Below are 23409 nucleotides of genomic sequence, written 5' to 3'. Positions count from 1 at the left end.
CACTAGTCAAATGTCCCGCATAGGATGAATTGAAGATTGATTGAGGAGGGTATGTTCGAATGTCTGAATACAGAGAGATTATCACAAAAGCTGTTGTAGGAAAGGGACGTAAGTTTTCGCAGTCTACTTATACAATTTCACCACCACACCACCCATCCAACATTTTAGGATGCTGGATCATTAACCATCAGTATGTAGCGGAGAAAAAAGGGAATACGGTAGAAGTAAGCGGCAGATTCGATGTCAATACATGGTATTCTTTTGGTAACAATACAAAAACAGAGGTTGTTACGGAAACACTTTCATACAAAGATTACATCAAACTCAAGTATAGAGATGAGAATTTCTTAGGTGATGACTTTGACGTGATTGTTGATGTGTTGCAACAGCCAAATTGCTTAGAATGCACAATTTCACCTAATGGGAACAAAATTCTTGTTGAGGTAGAAAGAGAGCTTCTTGCAGAAGTAATTGGTGAAACAAAGGTATGCGTCCACGTAAATCCAGATGGTTGTTATGACGACATAAAAGATTGGGATGTAGACGACGAAGAATTCGAGGATTTAAATCCTGACTTCTTAGTAGGGGATTTAGAAGAATAATTGAAACTAGGAGGCACGACTTCCTAGTTTTTTTTCATTAAATTGAAGACAAGTCTCCCCCATCCCATTTTTAAACTATGTTATAATATGAACAGAACTATTGTAGTTGGGGGATTAATAAATGGCAGAATATACGCCGATGATAAAGCAATACTTAGCGATAAAGGCAGATTATCAAGATGCCTTTTTATTTTTTCGACTTGGAGATTTTTATGAAATGTTTTTTGAGGATGCAATAAACGCATCCCAGATTTTAGAAATAACCTTAACGGCTAGAGATGGTGGAGCAGATGAAAAAATCCCGATGTGTGGGGTTCCCTATCACTCAGCTGCTGGATATATTGAACAATTAGTGAATCAAGGATATAAAGTGGCAATTTGTGAGCAAACAGAAGATCCGAAACAAGCAAAAGGTGTCGTCAGACGTGAGGTTATTCAATTAGTAACACCTGGTACCGTGATGGAAGGAAAGAACCTTTTAGATAAAGAGAATAACTTTTTAGCTTCTATTACCCGTTTTTTAGATGGTCATTTTGGATTTGCATTAACCGACTTATCAACTGGTGAAAATAGGGTATCCTTATTGTCTTCAAATTTTGAAGATGTTATTGGAGAAATTTATGCAAATGGTGTTAAAGAGGTAGTGGTTCCATCTGATTTAGAGGAAATGTTTAAAAAAGCGATGATCGATCGCTGTCAGGTTACAATTTCACATGAAGATAATTGCGAAATAGCAGATCATGTAAAACAGCTAACAAATCACCTTGATGATGAAAAGTTAGTCCTCGCGTTTGGAAGATTATTAAATTATTTAATAAAAACACAAAAACGATCTCTTGATCATTTGCAGCAGGTTCAGGTCTATTATACAAATCAATTTATGAAAATCGACCTTTATTCTAAGCGTAACCTGGAATTGACTGAGACGATTCGAAGTAAAGGAAAGAAAGGTTCTTTATTATGGCTTTTAGATCAAACAGTTACAGCGATGGGTGGACGTCTGTTAAAGCAGTGGATTGACCGACCATTATTAAATAAAAACGAAATTGAAGCACGTCTAAATATGGTTCAAACCTTTATTAATCAATATTTTGAGAGGTTAGAACTAAGGGATTTATTAAAGGAAGTCTATGACTTAGAACGTCTTGCTGGACGAGTAGCTTATGGGAATGTCAACGCAAGGGACCTGTTACAGTTGAAAAAATCGCTCGAGCAAGTACCTGGAATTTATAATCTTGTGACCAAGCTAGAGCATCCATATGCAAACAATTTAGGAAATCAAATGGATCTGTGTGAATCACTCACTGATCTGTTACAGAGGTCTATTAAAGAATCACCTCCAATGACGATTAAGGAAGGAGATATTATCAAGGATGGTTTCAATGACACTCTTGACCAATATCGTGATGCAAGTCGTAATGGAAAAACATGGATTGCAGCCTTAGAAAAACAGGAACGAGAAAAGACTGGAATTAAGTCCTTAAAAATTGGATATAACCGTGTATTTGGCTATTATATTGAAGTAACTAAGGCAAACTTACAGTTTTTGCCGGAAGGAATGTACGAAAGAAAACAAACATTAACAAATGCGGAACGTTTTATTACCCCTGAGCTTAAAGAAAAAGAAACATTAATTCTTGAAGCAGAGGAAAAGATTGTTCAGTTGGAATATGATATTTTCCTTACTATTCGTGAACAAGTAAAAGAATATATTCCAAGACTTCAGTCGTTAGCTAAGGTGATTAGTGAACTGGATGTCCTTCAATGCTTTGCAACAATTAGTGAGGAACGCCACTATTGTATGCCACATTTTTCAGAGGATAAGCTCATTATTAAAGATGGCCGTCATCCTGTTGTCGAAAAAGTGATGCAAGCACAGGAATATGTTCCAAATGACTGTGTAATGGAGCAAGGGCATTCATTACTACTTATCACAGGGCCAAATATGTCTGGTAAGAGTACGTACATGAGACAAATTGCCCTTACTTCAATATTGGCTCAAATCGGCTGTTTTGTTCCGGCAAGTGAAGCTGTACTTCCGATCTACGATCAAGTGTTCACAAGAATTGGAGCTGCGGATGATTTGATTTCAGGGCAAAGTACATTTATGGTGGAAATGCTCGAGGCCAAAAATGCGATTGTGAATGCAACATCCAGGAGCTTATTATTATTTGATGAAATTGGACGCGGGACATCCACTTATGATGGAATGGCATTAGCTCAAGCAATTATTGAGTATATTCATGAAAATATTGGAGCTCATACGTTATTTTCCACACATTATCATGAGTTGACAGATTTGGAAGCAGCACTTAAAAATTTAGTCAATGTTCATGTAAGTGCCGTTGAGGAAAATGATAATGTTGTTTTCCTTCATAAGATTAAAGAAGGGGCTGCAGATAAAAGCTATGGGATTCATGTCGCTAAGCTTGCTGAGCTTCCAGACAACTTGATTGAACGTGCAAAAGAAATTTTGAACCAGCTTGAACAAGGTGAAAAGCAAATCGCAGTAACAAGGGAAGATTCAATGGATCTTTCTAATAATCTGCAACTTTCATTTTTTGAGGAATCAAAGGCTAGCTATCAAAAAGAAGAAAAGCCAATAACTTCAAAAGAAAAGGATCTATTAAAATCCATTAAAGAGATGGACATCATAGGTCTTACACCACTAGAAGCTATCAATCGTTTATATGAAATTCAAAAGCAACTTAAAGCATAAAAATAAGCTAAGACAATGAGGTGATGGCATGGGGAAAATCATCCAATTAGATGACCTTCTTTCAAATAAAATAGCAGCAGGGGAAGTAGTCGAGCGCCCAGCCTCTGTTGTGAAGGAATTAGTCGAGAATGCCATTGACGCAAATAGCACAATAATCGAAATTGAAATAGAAGAAGCAGGTCTTTCCAAAATTCGAATTATTGATAATGGAGACGGGATGGATAGCGAGGATTGCGTAAATGCCTTTCATCGACATGCGACAAGTAAAATTAAGGATGAAAATGATTTATTTCGAATCCGTACGCTAGGCTTTAGAGGCGAGGCGCTCCCTAGTATTGCCTCCGTTTCCGAACTGGAAATGAAGACAAGCACTGGCGACAATTCGGGTACTCATATTTTAATTAAGGGCGGGCAGTTTGTCTGGAAAAAGGCAACGAATAGTCGAAAAGGAACGGATATTACGGTTTCAAATCTCTTTTTTAATACTCCAGCTCGCTTAAAATATGTAAAAACGATTCATACCGAGTTGGGGAATATTACCGATGCCGTAAATCGAATCGCGCTATCTCATCCAGAGATTTCGTTTCGTTTACTTCACAATGGGAAACGACTTTTATATACAAGTGGAAATGGCGATGTTAGGCAAGTACTCGCAGCCATTTATGGTTTAGGAATTGCAAAACAAATGGTGCCTATTCAATTAGAATCCTTAGACTTTACAGTCGAAGGCTTCGTATCTATGCCAGAGGTAACAAGAGCTTCAAGAAACTATATTTCAACTATTATAAACGGTAGATATATTAGAAACTATGCACTTGTTAAAGCTATTCAACAAGGCTATCATACTCTTTTACCCATTGGAAGATTTCCAATTATATTGCTTGATATTAAGATGGACCCATTATTAGTAGATGTCAATGTTCATCCAGCAAAACTAGAAGTTCGAATTAGTAAAGAATCTGAACTAAATCAATTAATTGATGAAGGAATCAAAGAAGTTTTTAAACATAAACAACTAATCCCAGATGCAGCATATCCGAAGAAAAAAGAAGGACAGAAATCAGAGCAACAAGAATTTGTGTTTCAACATTCTATAAAAACGGAACCTCAGGAGCAAAAACGATATCTCCCTACATATACGGAGACGTTCGATGCGGTTCCCTTGAAAGAAGAAATGATATCAGAAACTCAAACACATATAAGCCAACCTTCATATGTGAAGAAATCTGATGAAATGGAAAATGTAGTGATTGCTGAGAATGAAGATGGAATTGTTGTTGGATCGAAAAAAATGGAAGAAACAGAAATCAAAAATTCTGTAGTGAACATGAATATTGATGAACGTGTTCCGGTCATGTACCCAATTGGACAAATGCATGGAACCTATATCCTGGCTCAAAATGAAAAGGGATTATACATCATTGACCAGCATGCTGCCCAAGAGCGAATCAAATATGAATATTTCAGAGAAAAAGTAGGCGAAAATATTTCGGATCTCCAGGAATTACTTATTCCTATTACTCTGGAGTACTCGACAGATGAATGTATAAATATAAATGCACACATGCAGGACTTGGAAAAAGTCGGGATATTCCTCGAACCCTTTGGACATAACAGCTACATCGTTCGGTCACACCCACAATGGTTTCCGAAAGGGGAAGAAAAAGAGGTTATCGAAGAAATAATTGAGCAAGTGCTGAATGATAAGAAAATAGAGATTAAGAAATTGAGAGAAGCAGCAGCGATTATGATGAGTTGTAAAGCATCGATTAAGGCAAATCATCATTTACGGAACGACGAAATATTTGCTTTACTTGAAACTCTTCGTAAAACAAGTGATCCATTTACATGCCCACACGGTCGACCAATCATTATACACCATTCGACCTATGAAATGGAGAAAATGTTCAAACGTGTGATGTAACGATACAATGATAAGGGTTGAAAACTCGCTGAATTGGCGAGTTTTTACCATATAAGTCAAAAGTTGTATAAAGTTATGGTAAGATTAGAAAAAAATGTTATTTTCTTTGTACATTTGGTTATAATAATTTAGTATTCGTCTAATTATCTATGTTACGATAATAGTATGAATTGAAGTAAAGGTAGTGATTGATTGGAAGAATCGAAAAAAGATAAACTTGTCGTTCTAATTGGTCCAACCGCTGTTGGTAAGACAAAATTAAGTATAGAACTTGCGAAGAAGCTAAATGCCGAAATCATTAGTGGAGATTCCATGCAAATTTATAAAGGAATGGATATCGGCACGGCGAAAATTTCAATTGATGAAATGGAGGGGATTCCACATCATCTTATTGATATAAAGGAACCCCATGAAAATTTTTCGGTTGCAGAGTTTCAAGTCGCTGTTAGAAAATTAATTACAGACATACATAGTCGTGGTAAATTACCGATGATAGTTGGTGGGACTGGGCTTTATATTCAATCTGTTATTTATGATTATCAGTTTACAGATGATGCATCAAATCCCGAGTACCGAAAAACGCTCGAACAGCAAGCTAATGATCATGGTGTAGATTCACTTTATCAGGAACTAAAAGAGATTGATCTAGAAAGTGCTGGGCGAATTCATCCTAATAATGTCAGAAGAGTTATTCGTGCTTTGGAAATTTATAAATTAACAGGAAAAACAATGACGGAATATATGAAAGAACAGAAGCAAGAGCTAATATATGACGTTGCCCTAGTTGGATTAACAATGGACCGAGACAAATTATATGACCGAATAAACGATAGAGTTGATCTGATGATAGAATCAGGGCTGCTTGAAGAGGTCTCAACTTTTCATTCTCAAGGTTTACGCGATTGCCAATCGATTCAGGCAATTGGCTATAAAGAACTTTATCGATATTTAGATGGCTCATTATCCCTAGAAGAGGCGATCAATGAGTTAAAGCAAAATACCCGGAGATATGCGAAACGTCAATTAACTTGGTTTCGAAATAAAATGGATGTAAAATGGTTTGATATGACAGGGAAAAATGGGTTTGAAGAAAAATTTAATGAAATTTATAAATATATAGCAGGAAAGCTGGGAATTTAGGAGAATAGATTATAATATGATTATTCGTTTTGTCCAAAAAAGGGCAATGACAGCTCCAGCATATTGCGGGAAGATTTAGAGGAGGACAGTTCATGAAACAAGCTATTAATATTCAAGATCAGATTTTAAACCAACTGCGTAAGGATGGAACATTTGTAACTGTATTCTTATTAAATGGATACCAATTACGAGGATTAGTAAAAGGGTTTGATAATTTTACAGTGTTATTAGAGACAGAAGGAAAGCAACAGCTTATTTATAAGCATGCGATTTCTACTTTTGCCCCACAAAAAAATATTAAGCTTGAGCTTGAATAGCTAACAAAAAACAACCTTACTTTTTAAAGTAAGGTTGTTTTTTTTATCTTGTCTATTTTTTCTTCAAGATTTTAAAAGTGCCTCATATACATATAGTGTTATGGAATATTTTCTGGGAAAGCGCAATCTTTGACAAAAAACAAGAGTCTTTTGTCATAAAAGTGAAAAAATTGTTGAAATAAAAAGGGAAATTTAGTTTGCGATCTAGGTCTAGCTCCAGGCGCCATCGGCTTGAGATCATAAGCCAATCGCTTCGGAAGGTAAAAAACACCTTCAGTCAGTGTTCGTCTTATGCTTGTCACCGATAGGTGGGCGCGCTTAGCGCTTTTTATATTTCCTTGGGCTTTTGTCACGAAGTGAACCCAGCAGCGTATAATGTACTACAAAATGAGAGGTGAGAGCTCTTGGATCAACCTATTACATTGAAAAACAATGGACAAATAAATGTGGTTTTAAATGGCGAAAAAAAGAAATTAAAAGTACTTCATTCAACTTCAAAAGAAGCAACTATAATGAAAATCCAAACAAAGCATGCGGCTCTTGTGGAAATAGAAGAAGAAATGAGCACTCTTGTTGGTATGGATGAAATGAAGAAAGTAGTAAAAGAAATATATGCGTGGATATACATTAATAAAAAACGTGAAGAACAGGGATTAAAGGTAGGAAAGCAAGCATTACACATGATGTTTAAAGGAAACCCTGGAACAGGTAAGACCACGGTCGCTCGCTTGCTAGGGAAATTATTTTTGCAAATGAATGTTCTTTCAAAGGGTCATTTAATTGAAGCAGAAAGAGCTGATCTAGTCGGAGAATACATTGGTCATACTGCCCAAAAAACAAGAGATTTAATTAAAAAAGCAATTGGCGGCATTTTATTTATTGACGAGGCTTATTCTTTAGCAAGAGGTGGAGAAAAAGATTTCGGAAAAGAAGCTATTGATACATTAGTAAAGCATATGGAAGATAAACAACATGAATTTGTTTTAATATTAGCAGGGTATTCAAAAGAGATGGACCACTTCCTCTCATTAAATCCAGGATTGTATTCACGTTTTCCATTAGTTATTGATTTTCCAGATTATTCGGTTGATCAGTTAATGGAAATCGCAGCGAAAATGATGGTGGAGCGGGAATATACCTTTAGTCCTGAAGCAGAGAGGAAATTACGTGATCATTTAATAGCTGTAAAAATGGAAGCTTACCCTGGTAAATTTAGCAATGGACGCTATGTCAGGAATGTAATTGAAAAATCGATACGTTCACAGGCAATGAGATTACTAATCGATGATTCTTACAGTAAACAGGAACTTCAAACAATCAGAACACAGGATTTAGTTTTCAAGGAATAAACTTGCCGCCTACCTAACTAGGCGGATTTTTTCATTTCGAATTGGTGTCGTTTCAATATATTTGATATGATAGCTTAAGGAAAAGGCAGATGCCACGATTTATTAAAGGATCGAGTAAGATCAAAGACTAAGAACGCCACGTCCTGTGGCAACGTCTTTGTACCCACCTCGTGTGGGCCTAAAAAAATCGGGGCAAATACGCCAAGGCGCATTTGATTGTAGAAAGTAGGTAAATTGAATGGCAAACGAACAAAAGAAGGAATTGGAAAAAGCCATACTTGTAGGATGTCAGATTCAGACCGAAGACGAAAATAGGTTTCAATATTCGCTTGAAGAATTACAATCATTAACGAAGACTGCTAAGGGTCAAGTTTTAATGACTGTCACGCAGAAGCGGGAACGAGTCCATTCAGCAACTTATATTGGTAAGGGGAAAGTGGAGGAACTTATTCATCTTGAAGCAGAATTAGAACCGGACGTCATTATTTTTAATGACGAATTATCACCTAGTCAGGTTAGGAATTTATCTTCCAAGCTCGAAGCTAGAGTAATTGACCGAACCCAGCTTATCCTTGATATCTTTGCCTCTAGAGCGAATTCCAAAGAAGGTAAGTTACAAGTAGAATTAGCACAACTTCAATACCTGCTTCCTCGACTAACTGGTAAAGGGATAGAATTATCAAGACTGGGTGGAGGAATAGGGACAAGAGGACCTGGTGAAACGAAATTAGAAACAGACAGACGTCATATCCATAAACGGATAGATGATATTAAAAATCAATTATCGGTCATTGTGCAGCACCGTGAACGATATCGTGAACGGAGAAAGAAAAACAATACATATCAAATCGCATTGGTAGGTTATACAAATGCGGGAAAATCAACATTATTTAATCGATTAACGGAGGCAGATTCATTTGAGGAAAATTTATTGTTTGCTACATTAGACCCAATGACTCGAAAAATGATACTGCCATGTGGGTTGACAACTCTTCTAACGGATACCGTTGGATTTATTCAGGATTTGCCAACATCACTGATCGCAGCATTTCGTTCAACTTTGGAGGAAGTGAAGGAAGCCGATTTAATTGTCCATGTAGTTGATTCGTCTAATCCAGATTATTTTAATCATGAAAAAACAGTTTTAAAACTTTTGGATGAATTAGGTGTAGAATCAATTCCGGTCTTAACCCTATATAATAAAAAGGATAAAGTCCATCCCGATTTTGTTCCGTCATCAACAGCTAAGTCTATTTTGGTTAGTGCGTTTGATAAAAGTGACTTAGTGGCGATTAAGACAAAAGTGGAGGATTCCATGATTGAGAATATGGATGAATACAAGGTTTCATTACCTAGCTCGGAAGGTAGGATATTAGCACATTTAAAACAAGAAACGATTTTAAAAGAACTGCGTTACAATGAGGATTCGGAAAAATACGATTGCACAGGATTTATTTTTCCTAGCCATTCTTTAATGGGACAACTCAGAGATTTCTATTCATAAAGAGGGGAACAAAACATGTTTACAGAATTAGATTATGGTAAACTAATTTCAAAGTTAGTTGAGGAAACAGAACATCAAATTAAAGAAGTTCATCAAAAAATAGAAAAAAATATCGATGATAACCAGTATCGTGTACTTAAAAGTTTTCAAAACAATCGAGTGAGTGATTCTCATTTTATCCCATCAACAGGGTATGGCTATGATGATATCGGACGAGATACACTAGAAGCGGTGTACGCTGAACTTTTCGGCGGGGAGGCAGCGCTTGTTCGCCCACAAATTATTTCAGGGACACATGCGATCTCAATCGCACTTTTTGGGGTCTTACGTCCAAATGATGAATTGCTTTATATTACGGGGAATCCATATGATACATTGGAAGAAATTGTTGGTATTCGTGGTTCTGGAAATGGGTCATTAAAGGAATTTAATATTGGATATAATACTGTTGACTTAACAACAGAAGGAAGACCTGATTTTACAGCGATTAAACATGCAATACATGAAAATACTAAAATGATTGGGATCCAGCGTTCAAAAGGATATGCAACAAGACCATCCTTTACGATTGCAGAAATAAAAGAAATGATTGAATTTGTGAAGGAAATCAAGCCAGATGTGGTTGTGTTTGTAGATAATTGCTATGGTGAATTTGTTGAACACGAAGAGCCTTGCCACGTTGGGGCCGATTTAATTGCCGGCTCACTTATTAAAAATCCAGGTGGCGGACTTGCAAAAACCGGTGGCTATTTAGTAGGGAAAAAAGAATACGTTGAAGCCTGTTCATACCGTATGACATCTCCTGGAATTGGAGCGGAAGCTGGAGCATCTCTTTATACTCTCCAGGAAATGTATCAAGGATTGTTCCTAGCTCCACATATTGTAGGACAAGCATTAAAAGGAGCCGTCTTTACGTCTGCTATTTTAGAAAAAATTGGACTAAAGACTGAGCCAAGCTGGGATAGTGAACGAACCGATTTAATTCAATCTGTTCAATTTAATGATAAAGAGATGATGGTGGCCTTTTGTCAAGCTATTCAGTTCGCTTCACCAATCAATTCGCATGTCACTCCATATCCAAGCTATATGCCGGGGTATGAGGACGATGTGATCATGGCGGCGGGTACATTTATTCAAGGTGCAAGCATTGAGCTTACAGCTGACGGACCAACTCGTCCACCATATGTTGCATATGTTCAGGGTGGCCTTACTTATTCGCATGTGAAAATTGCCATCTGTTTGGCTTTAAATCAACTATTAGTAAAACAGCTTATATCCCTAAAAACAGAGGAATAAGCCTAACGGGTTCTGCTTTGGGAGAAAAAATTCGTAGATAATTAACACATATAAAAAAAGCTAGTAAAAACGCTCAGAGGAATCTGAGCGTTTTATGAATATAATTTTCTATAATCCTAATCTTTATTTAAAGTGATTCGATAACTGATTCTCGTAATTGTAAGAGCCAATCCAAATATGAAAATAACAGCAAATAAGAGCATCGCAGCTGGATAAAGACCGAATGCATCAATCGTGGTCGAGCTATTATTTTGTAATGTTGGGACAATAAAAAACAACCATCCGATAAATAATGTTGGAACCAACTGGGGAATTAGACGAAGCATAAATCTCCAAGTAGGATGCTGTTTCCGTTTTTCCGCCCATTTCTTGCTTCGCAGAATTCCTCTAATACCTAGAAGAAAGTAAATCAAAGTGACAACGCCTAGGGATAAATCAATGACTTTGGGTACTGGAGCCTTTAATTCGGGTTCTTGGCCCTCGGTCAATTGGATAATACCTGAACTAATCTCATAAGCGTGTTCTAAAGTAGGGGTAAAGCTATTTAGTAAGACTGCAACTGCATAACCACTACTTGGTATGATGTCTTGTTGAGCTTGATACGTTGATACTACCCCGCTATGTGAAATGCGTGCTGGTTTCACACTCGGTGAGCTTAACTCCCAACCAAGTCCGTATTTTTTGCTTCCAAGTTGTGGTGAATACGATTCTTCCAATAATTTTTTAGATAATAATTGCTTTCCTGTTTTAGTCCTTCCTTCGTTTGTTTGCATGGAAAGCCATTTCCCCATATCTGCTGCAGTGGAGATGATACTCCCAGCTCCCATATTCATCGCCTCAAGCTCTGTCCAGGGAATTGCAGTTCCATATGCTGTTACATATCCTTTGGGTAGTCCTTTTACAACATCTCCAGAGTTAACAGTAGTGATTGAGTCATTCATTCCGAGTGGAGAAAACACTTTTTGTTTAAGATATTGAGAAAATTCCATTCCGCTTACTTTCTCCACCAAAAGCGCTAGAAGCCAATAATTCCCATTGCTATAATAGTATTTCTCTCCGGGGTTTGATTGCAGTTTCCAATCATTCATACGTTCCACACCAGCTTTTACGTTATTTGCTGGTGGAACAATAACCGGGTTTGGAATACCTGATGTGTGACTCAAAGCCTGCCGCACTGTCACTTCTTTCCATCTTGAATCGTCAAGTTTCACCTCTGGCAAATAGTTAATTAAAGGGTCATCCAGTTGGATTTTCCCTTCATCAACAAGTTGCAAAACAGCAAAAGCAGTAAATGATTTGGATGCTGAACCGATTCTCATTAAAGAGTTTTCTGTTAGAGGTTGCCCTTCAGAATCGTGTCCATATCCTTTCTCATATACTGATTTGCCGTCTTTTACAACTACAATGGATGCACCAGGTAGCCCATTACGCTCTAAATAATTAGTGACAAATTTATCAACATCTTCTGTTTTAAATGACCCGGCTGCATGGACATTTACATAAAAGGGAAGATGGAAAAGGAAAATTAACATAATAATAAAGCTAAATTTTCTCGTAATTACAATTCTTTTCAAAAGATTACCTCCATGATGTAGTTTTGGGTTTTGAAATATAAACATAATCATACGAGATCGTCTATATTAGGTTAACCTTCTATAGTCTAATTATTTTCTAAGCCTTCGGTCGTATTTTAATAGGTTACTTCGGAAATGTTACTAGAAAATTTAAGTAACATCTGAAATTTCACATCCATTAACCGGACTACACAACTCGTTAGAATCATATCTCTTTCTAAAATAAAAAAATCATGTCAGGTTTTCTAACATGAACTTGACAGATAATCTAACATCAATTAAAATCAAAATATTCATTGCAAAGGAGGATCCCATATGAGTGACGAAATTCGACGTTCCATGCCACTCTTTCCAATTGGAATTGTCATGCAATTAACTGAATTATCTGCCCGGCAAATCCGGTATTATGAGGAAAATGGTCTGATTTCTCCTGCAAGAACTGAAACAAATCGAAGACTATATTCATTTAATGACGTTGATCGATTACTTGAAATCAAAAGCTTGATCGAACAAAAAGTTAACCTAGCTGGAATTAAACAAATATTCGCAGTTCAAAACCAAGGATCAGAAGCCGAAGAAAAACCGGTCGAGCCTGTGAAACATGAAATATCTAATTCAGAGCTTAGAAAATTACTGAGGAATGAATTGCTTCAAGCGGGTCGATTTAAAAAGCAATCCGGTCCTCATCATAGTGATATGTCGCGATTTTTTCATTAATTATGAACATGAAAAAAACTATACTTACAACAAGGTTTGGGGAGGAAGACTTAATGTCCAAATATACGAAAGAAGATATTTTTCGTTTAGCAAATGAAGAGAATGTAAAATTTGTACGTTTACAATTCACAGACATTCTTGGAACAATTAAAAATGTTGAAATTCCTGTAAGTCAGTTGGAAAAAGCTTTGAGTAATAAAATGATGTTTGATGGTTCTTCAATCGAAGGCTTTGTGCGTATCGAAGAATCGGATATGTATCTTTACCCTGATCTAAATACATGGGTAGTATTCCCGTGGACTGCTGAAAAGGGGAAGGTAGCTCGATTAATTTGTGACATCCATAATGCAGATGGTACTCCATTTGAAGGTGACCCTCGTAATAACTTAAAGAGAGTCTTAAGAGAAATGGAAGAGTTAGGATTTACAAATTTCAACCTTGGACCTGAGCCTGAATTTTTCCTATTTAAATTAGATCAAAAAGGTGAACCTACTCTTGAGTTAAATGATAATGGTGGGTACTTTGACTTAGCGCCAACAGATCTTGGTGAAAACTGTCGCCGAGATATCGTGTTAGAGCTTGAGGAAATGGGCTTTGAAATTGAAGCGTCTCATCATGAGGTAGCACCTGGTCAGCATGAAATTGATTTTAAATATGAAGATGCTCTTACTGCTTGTGATGAAATTCAAACGTTTAAACTCGTTGTAAAAACAATTGCCCGTAAACACGGTTTACACGCAACATTTATGCCAAAACCATTGTTTGGTGTAGCCGGTTCCGGAATGCACTGTAACCTTTCATTATTTAAAGGTGGAGAAAATGCATTTTTCGATCCAAACGCAGACCTACAATTAAGTGATAATGCTAGACATTTTATTGCAGGAGTTTTAAAACATGCACCTAACTTTACAGCTGTTACAAATCCAACTGTAAACTCTTATAAACGTTTAGTGCCTGGATATGAAGCACCTTGTTATGTAGCTTGGTCTGCTCAAAATAGAAGTCCACTTGTTCGTATCCCTGCTTCACGTGGTTTAAGCACACGTGTTGAGGTGCGTTCAGTCGACCCAGCAGCAAACCCATATATGGCAATGGCTGTATTACTGGCTGCGGGCTTAGATGGTATTAAGAACAAGCTTACCCCACCCGCACCTGTTGATAGAAATATTTATGTGATGAACAAAGAAGAGCGTAATGAAGCGGGAATCGTGGATTTACCATCTACTTTGGCACTTGCTTTAGAAATGTTAAAACAGGATGAAGTGTTAATTAAAGCCTTAGGCGGACATTTGTTCGAACACTTTATCGAAGCGAAAGAGATCGAATGGGATATGTTCCGCACCCAAGTACACCCTTGGGAACGTGAGCAATATATGACGATGTATTAAAAAAGAGACCCTTAACACTGTGTTAAGGGTCTTTCATTATGAAAAAAGACCACTTCAATGAAGAAATGGTCCTTTACATATTTAATGAATAGTACGGTATACACCGATAACTTTTCCAAGAATGGTTACATTTTTTAAAATAATTGGTTCAAGCATTGAATTTTCTGGCTGGAGTCGAATATGGTCTTTTTCTTTGAAGAATCTTTTTACAGTTGCTTCATCTTCTTCTGTCATAGCAACAACAATATCCCCATTGTTTGCTGAATGCTGTTGCTTAACGATTACGTAGTCTCCATCAAGAATACCCGCTTCAATCATACTGTCGCCCATAATTTCAAGCATGAAAATTTGATCATCGTGCGCTGCAAATCGATCAGGTAGTGGAAAATACTCTTCAATATTTTCAATGGCTGTGATGGGTTGACCCGCTGTAACCTTACCAATGACAGGGACATTCACAACATTTGCAGTAGGAATAGTTTCATTTGTATCGGCTTGTAATATTTCAATAGCACGAGGCTTTGTTGGGTCTCTTCTAATTAAACCTTTACTTTCCAGTCTGGACAAATGGCCATGAACTGTTGAACTCGATGCTAACCCAACAGCCTCTCCAATTTCCCTTACTGAAGGTGGGTAACCCTTATCTTTTACTTCCTGTTTAATGTAATTCAATATGTCCTGCTGTCTTTTTGAAAGCTTTGTCGTCATCTACACTCATCCCCTTATCTTTATTTTTCTATGTATTAAATCCTCGTTCATCATTCATGATCGGTTTTTAAGCATGTGTCTGTCCGACAAAAACCTAAATTCTTAAGTAGAGTATAGCATGTTTTATTCGAACATACAAACATAAGTTCGAATTTTTGTTGACACAAAACATTTGTTCGGTATATAATAAAAGCATAAAATACGAACAAACATTCTATAGGGGTGGAAATGTACATGTTGAAAAAATTACAAAGTGGATTTATCTATTATGTCTTATTTATTTTATTAAGCATGGGAATGGTTTTTATCACTGCTAGTTAAGTTAAGGAGAGTGGAATACTTGTAAAAAATCTTTTCATTTAGTACTATGAACTATGATTTAGAAAAGATGACACAAGGAGAAATACGATGCTTTCAAAAGATAAACTGAATCGGATCAACGCTCTTGCCAAAAAAGCAAAGTCAGTTGGTCTTACAGATAAAGAAAAAGAAGAACAACAAGAGCTTAGACAAGAGTATTTACGTGTTTTTAGAAATTCAATGACAAATACCTTACATTCGGTAAAGGTTGTAGACCCAGAGGGAAATGATGTAACTCCCGAAAAATTAAAAGAGAGCAAACGGAAAAGATTGCATTAACAAAGAATACATAGATTTCTATGTATTCTTTTCTTTTTGTGCATACTACATAAGAACCGACTAATTATTTGAAAGGATGTTTGTGTTATGACGAATTCAATTACTGACTTGTCGATTGCGTCGATTCGTACACTTTCGATCGACGCTGTTGAAAAAGCAAATTCAGGTCACCCAGGGATGCCGATGGGAGCAGCCCCAATGACATATACTCTATGGACCAGACATATGAGGCACAATCCAAAAAATCCAAAATGGTTTAATCGTGACCGCTTTGTGCTATCAGCGGGACATGGATCGGCACTATTGTACAGTATGCTTCACTTATCAGGCTATGATTTAACAATTGATGACTTAAAGCAATTTCGTCAGTGGGGCAGCAAAACTCCGGGTCATCCTGAATATGGGCATACAGCGGGTGTTGATGCAACAACAGGTCCGCTCGGGCAAGGTATCGCCATGGCGGTTGGGATGGCGATGGCCGAACGTCATTTAGCTGGTGTTTACAATAAAGATTCATTTGAAATAGTAAACCATTTTACATATGCCATCTGCGGAGATGGTGACTTGATGGAGGGCGTTTCAGGGGAAGCTTCATCATTAGCAGCTCACTTAAAATTAGGGCGTTTAATTGTTTTATATGATTCAAATGATATTTCTCTAGATGGTGACCTCGATCAGGCTTTTTCAGAATCAATTGAACAACGCTATAAAGCCTATGGTTGGCAATATCTACGTGTGGAAGATGGAAATGATGTTGATGCGATTGATCAGGCAATTGAGGAAGCAAAAGGAGATTTAACTTGTCCTACCCTCATCGAGGTTCGAACAACAATTGGCTATGGTTCTCCGAATCGTGCTGGTAAATCAAAAGCACATGGCGAACCATTAGGTGCTGATGAATTAAAATTAACAAAAGAAGCATATAATTGGACATTTGAAAATGACTTTCATGTGCCAAGCGAGGTCTATGAGCATTTTGAAGAAACTGTAAAAAGGGTTGGCGAACAAAGTGAGCAAGAATGGAATCAATTGTTTAACGATTATAAAGAAAGCAATACAGAGCTTGGAAAACAGCTAGAGATGGCGATAGATTGCAGGCTGCCTGAGGGTTGGGAAAAGACGTTACCGGTCTATGAAGTAGGTAAGAAACTCGCAACTCGTGCATCTTCTGGTGAAGCATTAAATGCAATCGCAAATAGTGTTCCACAATTCTTTGGTGGTTCTGCTGATTTAGCTGGTTCAAATAAAACAATGATAAAAGATGCTGCTGATTTTATGCCTAATGATTATAGTGGGCGCAATATTTGGTTTGGAGTTCGTGAATTTGCAATGGGTGCGGCCTTAAACGGCATGGCTCTCCATGGTGGATTAAAAGTATTTGGTGGAACATTCTTTGTTTTCTCAGATTATTTACGACCAGCGATTAGACTTGCTGCATTAATGAAAGTACCGGTCACCTATGTGTTTACACATGACAGTATTGCAGTTGGAGAAGATGGGCCCACACATGAGCCAGTTGAACAACTACCGGCATTAAGAGCGATGCCGAATTTATCAGTGATACGACCTGCTGATGGAAATGAAACTGCCGCAGCATGGAGACTAGCTATTGAATCAAAAGATGTACCAACTGCACTTATTTTAACAAGACAGAACCTACCAACTCTAGAAGGAACAGCTGAAAAAGGGTATGAAGGTGTATCAAAAGGCGCATATGTGGTATCACCTGCAAAATCTGGACAACCCGCAGCTCTACTTTTAGCAACAGGCTCTGAAGTAAGTCTTGCTGTAGAAGCACAAAAACAACTCGCAAACGAAAATATTGAGGTATCCGTAGTCAGTATGCCATCATGGGATCGTTTTGAGGCACAATCAAATGAGTATAAGGAATCCGTTATTCCTAAAAACGTAAAAAAACGATTAGCCATTGAAATGGCAACACCACTTGGGTGGGAGAGATACACTGGAGATGAGGGAGATATCCTCGGTATCCACGAATTCGGTGCTTCTGCACCAGGTGAAATTGTGATGAAAGAATATGGGTTCTCAGTTGAAAATGTCGTAAATCGAGTAAAGCAATTACTTCAATAACGTAAGAAAGGGGTCGAATCCGACCCCTTTTCTTATAAAACACCAATTTCGACAAAACTAGACGATTCTTACTCCAGTTTCAGACAAAAAACACAGACTCTTTCGAATATACTATTCAATATCGATAGTATTGGGAGGAAAGAGTATGAGAGAGTATTACATCTATTTAATAGAAGAAGAATTTGCCACTCATTACTTTGGGCGTGAATCACTAATCTATCATTTGTTTTTAGAATATAACCAATCCAAGCAAGAGCGGAAACAAATTTTATATAAACAAATAGAGTTCATCACGAGGTCAATTCCGACGATCCGCATTCAACAAAAAATTGAATCAAGCCTTGCTCATTATTCCTATTATCATCGTCAAAGTCATATGCACACTATAGAATGGAATGAATTTAATAGCTACGCAAAACTAACCATACATAATAATTACCTCCATCTACAGTCGACTGGAAGCTTTGAGGCAGAAACGGCGTTTTTTGAAATCCTCCGTAAATATGACCGGTGTTTTTTAGCGATGGATTTTTCAGCAAATAAATATGGATGGTTAAATCCAATTAAGGAAAGAAAGTTTGTCTAGGGACTAGGAAAACATAAAACAAATATTGTATAATTGCTATTGGTTTAGTACACTGTAATGAGACAACATGAAGGAGGAAGTTTTTGTATGATGCAAATATGGTTAGCTATCTTACTAATCGTGGTAGCTTTACTTGGTGGCGTTGCATTAGGATTTTTTATTGCACGTAAATACATGATGACTTACTTAAAGAAAAACCCACCAATCAATGAGCAAATGCTAAAAGTAATGATGATGCAAATGGGTATGAAACCAAGTCAAAAGAAGATCAATCAAATGCTAAAAGCAATGAACGGTCAAATGGACAAGCAATAAAAGTTGGACATGCTTAGTTTCAACTTCCATAAAAAGCCACTTTATTAGTGAATTTTCGCTAATAAAGTGGCTTTTTTGTATTCTTGCCTATAAATCTCGTTGATCCACATTTAATTCGATTAAATTTCCATCCGGATCCGCACAAAAGATTTGCGCAAAACCACTGATACTATCCGGCTTTTCAAGCACGGTGACATTGTGCATCGAGAGCCAATTTAGCGTGTCATAATAGTTTTCCACTCTTAATGCAAAATGCCCCTCGCGGCTGCTAATGCTTTTATCCTTTCGAATCGTTTGAGACTCAGGTAGGACAATTAAATGGAGTTGTTGATTCCCGACCGAATACCAAGCACCAGGGAAATCGAAATTTGGACGTTCAATTTCTTGTAAACAGAGAATATTGCTGTAAAAATCCTTCGCTTTTTCAAGATTCGTTACCGTTAAACTCACATGGTGAAGCTCCTTGTAGCTAATCATCATCAATCACCTCAATCTATGATCTACATTCAATTATAATAGAAATTTTGAATAAATATAATTCTTTTCACTTATGCATCATGAAAAGCTTGGTTACCATCTTCCTACAATTATAAAAATTTGGTAAACTATTATGGCACTTATTTCATCTTTCGGAGGATTAGCAGATGAAGATCTTTACGGATTTAATGTGGTTTTTTAAACAGGAGAAAAAATCCTATTTAACGGGTATTTTCTTATTACTGATTGTTGCTTTGCTGGAGCTTGTTCCTCCCAAAGTAATTGGTCGAATCGTTGATTATATTGCACAAGGAACTCTAACGAAACAAACCTTATTTAATTGGCTGACTGTCTTATTGGTAACGGCATGTACCGTTTATGTCGTTCGGTTCTTTTGGCGAATCATGATATTTGGTTCATCTGTAAAACTAGCAAGATTATTAAGGAATCGTCTATATGAGCATTTTACGAAAATGTCACAAAGCTTCTTTCAAAAGAGAAGAATAGGCGACTTAATGGCTCATTCGACAAATGATTTACAGGCGATACAGCAAACGGCCGGTTCAGGTGTTTTAACATTAGTCGACTCACTCGCTACAGGCGGATTTGTTCTATTAACCATGGCCACTACAATAAATTGGAAGCTAACGTTAATATGTCTGATTCCATTGCCATTTATGGCTCTATCTACGAATTATTATGGGACACTATTACATAAACATTTTCACAAAGCACAGGAAGCGTTTTCTAGCCTCAATGATAAGGTACAAGAAAGTGTGAGTGGAATTAAGGTCATAAAAACGTTTGGGCAAGAAGAAGAAGATATTGAATCATTTCGGAAACAGTCAGATGATGTGGTCCAAAAAAACCTTTCTGTAGCAAAGGTTGATGCTCTGTATGACCCAACCATTTCTTTAATAGTGGGAATTTCTTTCTTTCTCGCAATTGTGTTTGGTTCAAGGTATGTCCTTTCGGGGGAAATGACGCTAGGGGAATTGGTTACTTTTACGACCTATCTAGGATTGCTCATATGGCCATTGCTCGCTTTTGGTTGGCTTTTTAATATAGTGGAGCGGGGAAGAGCGTCCTATGACCGCGTGTCGAGTCTACTTGCTGAACCAAAGGAAATAATAGATTACGAGAATGCTAGTGAAAGGACACCAACAGGTGATATTACGTATTCCATTTCTCACTTTTCCTTTCCAGGAGAGTCAAAGCAAACGCTTCAAGAGATCCATTTTAGCCTAAAGCGTGGCCATACATTAGGAATAGTTGGAAAGACGGGTGCTGGTAAAACAACTTTGTTAAAACTGTTCATTCGTGAAATAGAAGGCTATAAAGGCGAAATTATGATTGGCGAAAAAGAAATTAAAACCTATACATTAGATGCACTACGTAAGGGAATTGGTTATGTTCCACAGGATCACTTTCTCTTTTCTGCAACCGTTGCCGATAATATTGCATTTGCTAAGCCCGATGCATCAATGACAGAAATTATCGAAGCTGTGAAACTTGCCAATATTCATGAGGATATTTTACAGTTTGCAGATGGTTATGAGACGGTTGTTGGTGAACGAGGAGTATCATTATCAGGGGGACAAAAGCAACGAATTTCAATTGCAAGGGCACTCTTAATGAACCCTGAAATTTTGATTCTTGATGATTCGTTATCCGCAGTAGATGCTAAGACGGAAGAGGGAATTTTACGTGCCTTACGCGAGAATAGAGAAGGAAAAACAACATTCATTACATCACATCGATTAAGCGCGATTCAGCATGCAAACCAAATTCTTGTCATAGAAAATGGTGAAATTGCTCAGCGAGGTACACATGATGAGTTAATGGAAGAAGAAGGCTGGTATCGTGATATGTATCACCGGCAACAGCTTGAATCACTTGTTGAGCATGGAGGGTAAAGCATGAACAAAATCTCAAAAAAAGAACAAAGGCGTACATTAATACGGCTCCTATCATATACAAAATCACATACGAAGGAATTTGTTTTTGCATTTGCTTTGCTATTATTTGCTACCCTTATGGACATCATTGGTCCAATCTTAATTAAAATCTTTATTGATGACTATTTAACACCAGGTCATCTTCCCGTTAAACCATTAGTATATTTAGGGTCAATTTATCTTTTTATTCATTTTTCAAAGGTTATCCTTCAATATTTTCAGCTCGTTAAATTTCAGGAAATTGCCTTAAAAATTATTCGTGAAATGAGAGTAGAGGTGTTTTCAAAAGTTCACAAGCTTGGGTTGAAATATTTTGATAAGACACCAGGAGGAAGTATAGTATCTAGGGTTACAAATGACACAGAGGCAATAAAGGATATGTTTGTCGAGGTTTTGGCCACGTTTGTACAAAATGGTGTGTTTTTAATCGGAGTTTTTATTGCGATGTTTTATCTAAATGTGCAACTTGCACTGTTTTGTTTGGTCATACTACCGATTTTATTTATATTGATGCAAACATATCGTAAATTCAGTTCAAAATATTACCATGATATGAGGGAACGACTTAGCCAACTGAATGCGAAGCTCAATGAATCCCTTCAAGGTATGGCAATCATCCAGGTATTTCGTCAAGAAAAACGATTACGACGTGAATTTGATGAAATCAATGATGCTCATTATCAAGCGGGAATTAAAAACATTAAACTTGATGGGCTTTTATTAAGACCAGCAGTTGATTTTATTTATATCGTGACGATTATTTTGGTATTAAGCTTTTTTGGGATTTCTGCACTTGAGAGTCCAATTGAAATAGGTGTCCTTTATGCGTTTGTGAATTATCTTGAACGATTTTTCGAGCCGGTTAACCATATGATGATGCGTTTATCACTTCTGCAGCAGGCAGTAGTTGCGTCACAACGGGTATTCGAACTTCTTGATTATGATGAGTTAGCACCTCAAACGGTTGGAAATAAGAACCCATCGATTGTAAAGGGTGAAATTGAATTTAAAAATGTTAGCTTTTCATATGATGGAAAGCGAGATGTTTTAAAAAATATCTCTTTTACAGCAAAAAAAGGAGAAACGGTAGCTCTTGTTGGCCATACGGGTAGTGGAAAAAGTTCAGTTATCAATTTATTAATGAGATTTTATGAGGTTGAACGTGGAGATATAGTAATAGACGGGATTTCCATTAAATCCTATGAAAATAATGAATTACGTCAAAAGATAGGTCTTGTCCTTCAGGATCCATTTTTATTTGTGGGAACCATTAGGGAAAACCTTCGTTTAAATAATTCGGATATTACGGACCAAGATATCGAAGATGCGGCTAAATTCGTTCAAGTGGATCAGTTTATTAGAAAACTAGAAGATGGATATGATTATCAGGTTGTTGAACGTGGTTCAACCTTCTCAAGTGGTCAAAGGCAATTATTGGCATTTGCCAGGACAATCGTAAATAATCCGAAAATTTTGGTCCTTGATGAAGCCACTGCGAATATCGATACAGAAACAGAGCACGAAATTCAAAAGGCCCTCGAAAAAATGAGGCAGGGTCGAACGACGATTGCAATTGCCCACCGTTTGTCTACAATTCAAGATGCCAATTTAATTTTAGTCTTGCACCAAGGGGAAATCGTTGAAAGAGGAACACACCAGGAGTTATTGGCACGAAAAGGATTATATTACAAAATGTTCTTACTACAGAATGGTAGTGTTGATCACGTTGAAAATGCAGTCATGTAAAAAGCCTCTCATCCTTTTGAGAGGCTTTTCTGTGTTCTTCCTGTATTATATTGATTTAAAAGATGATCTAAATCTTGGCTTACTTTAATGGTGGTCGTAGCGGTAAAACCGTGTTTCAAGACAATTTCAACCAGTTCGGTTCTCTTTTGTTCAATTTTAAGTAGAAGTTGTTCTTTAGACACAAGGTAAAACCCCTTCTTTTGTTTTTAAGGTTCTTCATGGACAAGTTATATTATAGTATAACATATAATGGTAATTAGTTAATAAAAACTTTTTTGGAAATATATTCAACATACGAAAGTCGAATGACACAAAACGTTCATATTAAAAATTATGAATACGAATGTATTTTTGCTAGA

At 37.0% G+C, this 23409-nt stretch carries 20 protein-coding genes; 16 read left to right on the top strand and 4 right to left on the bottom strand.

The window, feature by feature from the left end:
* The first annotated feature begins 59 nt into the window (after positions 1-59).
* The 8 genes from E1I69_RS14665 (at position 60) to E1I69_RS14630 (ending at position 10851) form a co-directional block, all read left to right on the top strand.
* Entirely contained in the window at positions 60-602 is a 543-nt protein-coding gene (locus E1I69_RS14665) for an outer spore coat protein CotE (RefSeq protein ID WP_136380325.1), read from the top strand.
* Positions 603-723: 121 nt separating this feature from the next.
* On the top strand, positions 724-3321 hold the full coding sequence (mutS, locus tag E1I69_RS14660; RefSeq protein WP_136380324.1) for a DNA mismatch repair protein MutS: 2598 nt from the start codon (positions 724-726) through the stop codon (positions 3319-3321).
* A 28-nt stretch (positions 3322-3349) separates the two neighbouring features.
* Positions 3350-5245 carry a DNA mismatch repair endonuclease MutL gene (gene mutL, locus E1I69_RS14655; RefSeq protein WP_136380323.1) on the top strand — a complete coding sequence of 632 codons (1896 nt, stop codon included), beginning with the start codon at positions 3350-3352 and terminating at the stop codon, positions 5243-5245.
* 192 nt (positions 5246-5437) lie between these two features.
* On the top strand, positions 5438-6385 hold the full coding sequence (gene miaA / locus E1I69_RS14650) for a tRNA (adenosine(37)-N6)-dimethylallyltransferase MiaA (RefSeq protein WP_136380322.1): 948 nt from the start codon (positions 5438-5440) through the stop codon (positions 6383-6385).
* A gap of 92 nt (positions 6386-6477) precedes the next feature.
* Positions 6478-6702 (top strand): RNA chaperone Hfq, encoded by a 225-nt coding sequence (hfq, locus tag E1I69_RS14645; RefSeq protein ID WP_010282243.1) that lies wholly within the window; start codon positions 6478-6480, stop codon positions 6700-6702.
* A gap of 404 nt (positions 6703-7106) precedes the next feature.
* The gene (gene spoVK / locus E1I69_RS14640) at positions 7107-8051 is read left to right on the top strand and encodes a stage V sporulation protein K (protein ID WP_136380321.1); all 945 of its coding nucleotides are present in this window, start codon (positions 7107-7109) and stop codon (positions 8049-8051) included.
* 238 nt (positions 8052-8289) lie between these two features.
* Positions 8290-9555 (top strand): GTPase HflX, encoded by a 1266-nt coding sequence (hflX, locus tag E1I69_RS14635; protein ID WP_136380320.1) that lies wholly within the window; start codon positions 8290-8292, stop codon positions 9553-9555.
* A 15-nt stretch (positions 9556-9570) separates the two neighbouring features.
* Positions 9571-10851, top strand: a complete 1281-nt coding sequence (locus tag E1I69_RS14630) for an aminotransferase class I/II-fold pyridoxal phosphate-dependent enzyme (protein ID WP_136380319.1) — start codon at positions 9571-9573, stop codon at positions 10849-10851.
* Between the two features lie 116 nt (positions 10852-10967).
* Here the strand turns inward: E1I69_RS14630 and E1I69_RS14625 are convergent, their stop codons facing one another.
* Positions 10968-12425: a serine hydrolase domain-containing protein gene (locus E1I69_RS14625; protein WP_242634607.1), complete on the bottom strand. Its 1458-nt coding sequence runs from the start codon at positions 12423-12425 to the stop codon at positions 10968-10970.
* A gap of 315 nt (positions 12426-12740) precedes the next feature.
* On the opposite strand from E1I69_RS14625, the gene E1I69_RS14620 reads away from it, so the two are divergent.
* Positions 12741-13142 carry a MerR family transcriptional regulator gene (locus E1I69_RS14620; RefSeq protein ID WP_136380318.1) on the top strand — a complete coding sequence of 134 codons (402 nt, stop codon included), beginning with the start codon at positions 12741-12743 and terminating at the stop codon, positions 13140-13142.
* Between the two features lie 53 nt (positions 13143-13195).
* Complete coding sequence (glnA, locus tag E1I69_RS14615) at positions 13196-14530, top strand: type I glutamate--ammonia ligase (RefSeq protein WP_136380317.1); 1335 nt, start codon at positions 13196-13198, stop codon at positions 14528-14530.
* A gap of 81 nt (positions 14531-14611) precedes the next feature.
* Here the strand turns inward: glnA and lexA are convergent, their stop codons facing one another.
* Positions 14612-15238 (bottom strand): transcriptional repressor LexA, encoded by a 627-nt coding sequence (gene lexA, locus E1I69_RS14610; protein WP_136380316.1) that lies wholly within the window; start codon positions 15236-15238, stop codon positions 14612-14614.
* 408 nt (positions 15239-15646) lie between these two features.
* Between lexA and E1I69_RS14605 the strand changes: the two genes are divergently transcribed.
* From E1I69_RS14605 to E1I69_RS14590, 4 genes are all read left to right on the top strand, one after another.
* Positions 15647-15877, top strand: coding sequence for a DUF896 domain-containing protein (locus E1I69_RS14605; protein WP_136380315.1), 231 nt, complete (start codon positions 15647-15649; stop codon positions 15875-15877).
* An 87-nt stretch (positions 15878-15964) separates the two neighbouring features.
* Positions 15965-17968: a transketolase gene (gene tkt, locus E1I69_RS14600; protein ID WP_136380314.1), complete on the top strand. Its 2004-nt coding sequence runs from the start codon at positions 15965-15967 to the stop codon at positions 17966-17968.
* 145 nt (positions 17969-18113) lie between these two features.
* Positions 18114-18554, top strand: a complete 441-nt coding sequence (gene sirA, locus E1I69_RS14595) for a sporulation inhibitor of replication protein SirA (RefSeq protein WP_136380313.1) — start codon at positions 18114-18116, stop codon at positions 18552-18554.
* A gap of 90 nt (positions 18555-18644) precedes the next feature.
* The gene (locus E1I69_RS14590) at positions 18645-18869 is read left to right on the top strand and encodes a YneF family protein (protein ID WP_136380338.1); all 225 of its coding nucleotides are present in this window, start codon (positions 18645-18647) and stop codon (positions 18867-18869) included.
* An 87-nt stretch (positions 18870-18956) separates the two neighbouring features.
* Here the strand turns inward: E1I69_RS14590 and E1I69_RS14585 are convergent, their stop codons facing one another.
* A complete protein-coding gene (locus E1I69_RS14585; RefSeq protein ID WP_136380312.1) occupies positions 18957-19346 on the bottom strand; it encodes a VOC family protein in 390 nt (129 codons plus the stop codon).
* A 167-nt stretch (positions 19347-19513) separates the two neighbouring features.
* Here E1I69_RS14585 and E1I69_RS14580 point away from each other — a divergent pair, with 167 nt between their 5' ends.
* Positions 19514-21262 (top strand): ABC transporter transmembrane domain-containing protein, encoded by a 1749-nt coding sequence (locus E1I69_RS14580; RefSeq protein ID WP_136380311.1) that lies wholly within the window; start codon positions 19514-19516, stop codon positions 21260-21262.
* A 3-nt stretch (positions 21263-21265) separates the two neighbouring features.
* Positions 21266-23050, top strand: a complete 1785-nt coding sequence (locus E1I69_RS14575; RefSeq protein WP_136380310.1) for an ABC transporter ATP-binding protein — start codon at positions 21266-21268, stop codon at positions 23048-23050.
* Between the two features lie 8 nt (positions 23051-23058).
* Here the strand turns inward: E1I69_RS14575 and E1I69_RS14570 are convergent, their stop codons facing one another.
* On the bottom strand, positions 23059-23232 hold the full coding sequence (locus E1I69_RS14570) for an aspartyl-phosphate phosphatase Spo0E family protein (protein WP_136380309.1): 174 nt from the start codon (positions 23230-23232) through the stop codon (positions 23059-23061).
* Positions 23233-23409: the final 177 nt, after the last annotated feature.

The sequence above is a fragment of the Bacillus timonensis genome (assembly GCF_004799755.1).
Classification (GTDB): domain Bacteria; phylum Bacillota; class Bacilli; order Bacillales; family Bacillaceae_L; genus Ferdinandcohnia; species Ferdinandcohnia timonensis_A.
Note: the sequence above shows the minus strand (reverse complement) of the source record. Positions and strands in the feature narration are given on the sequence as shown.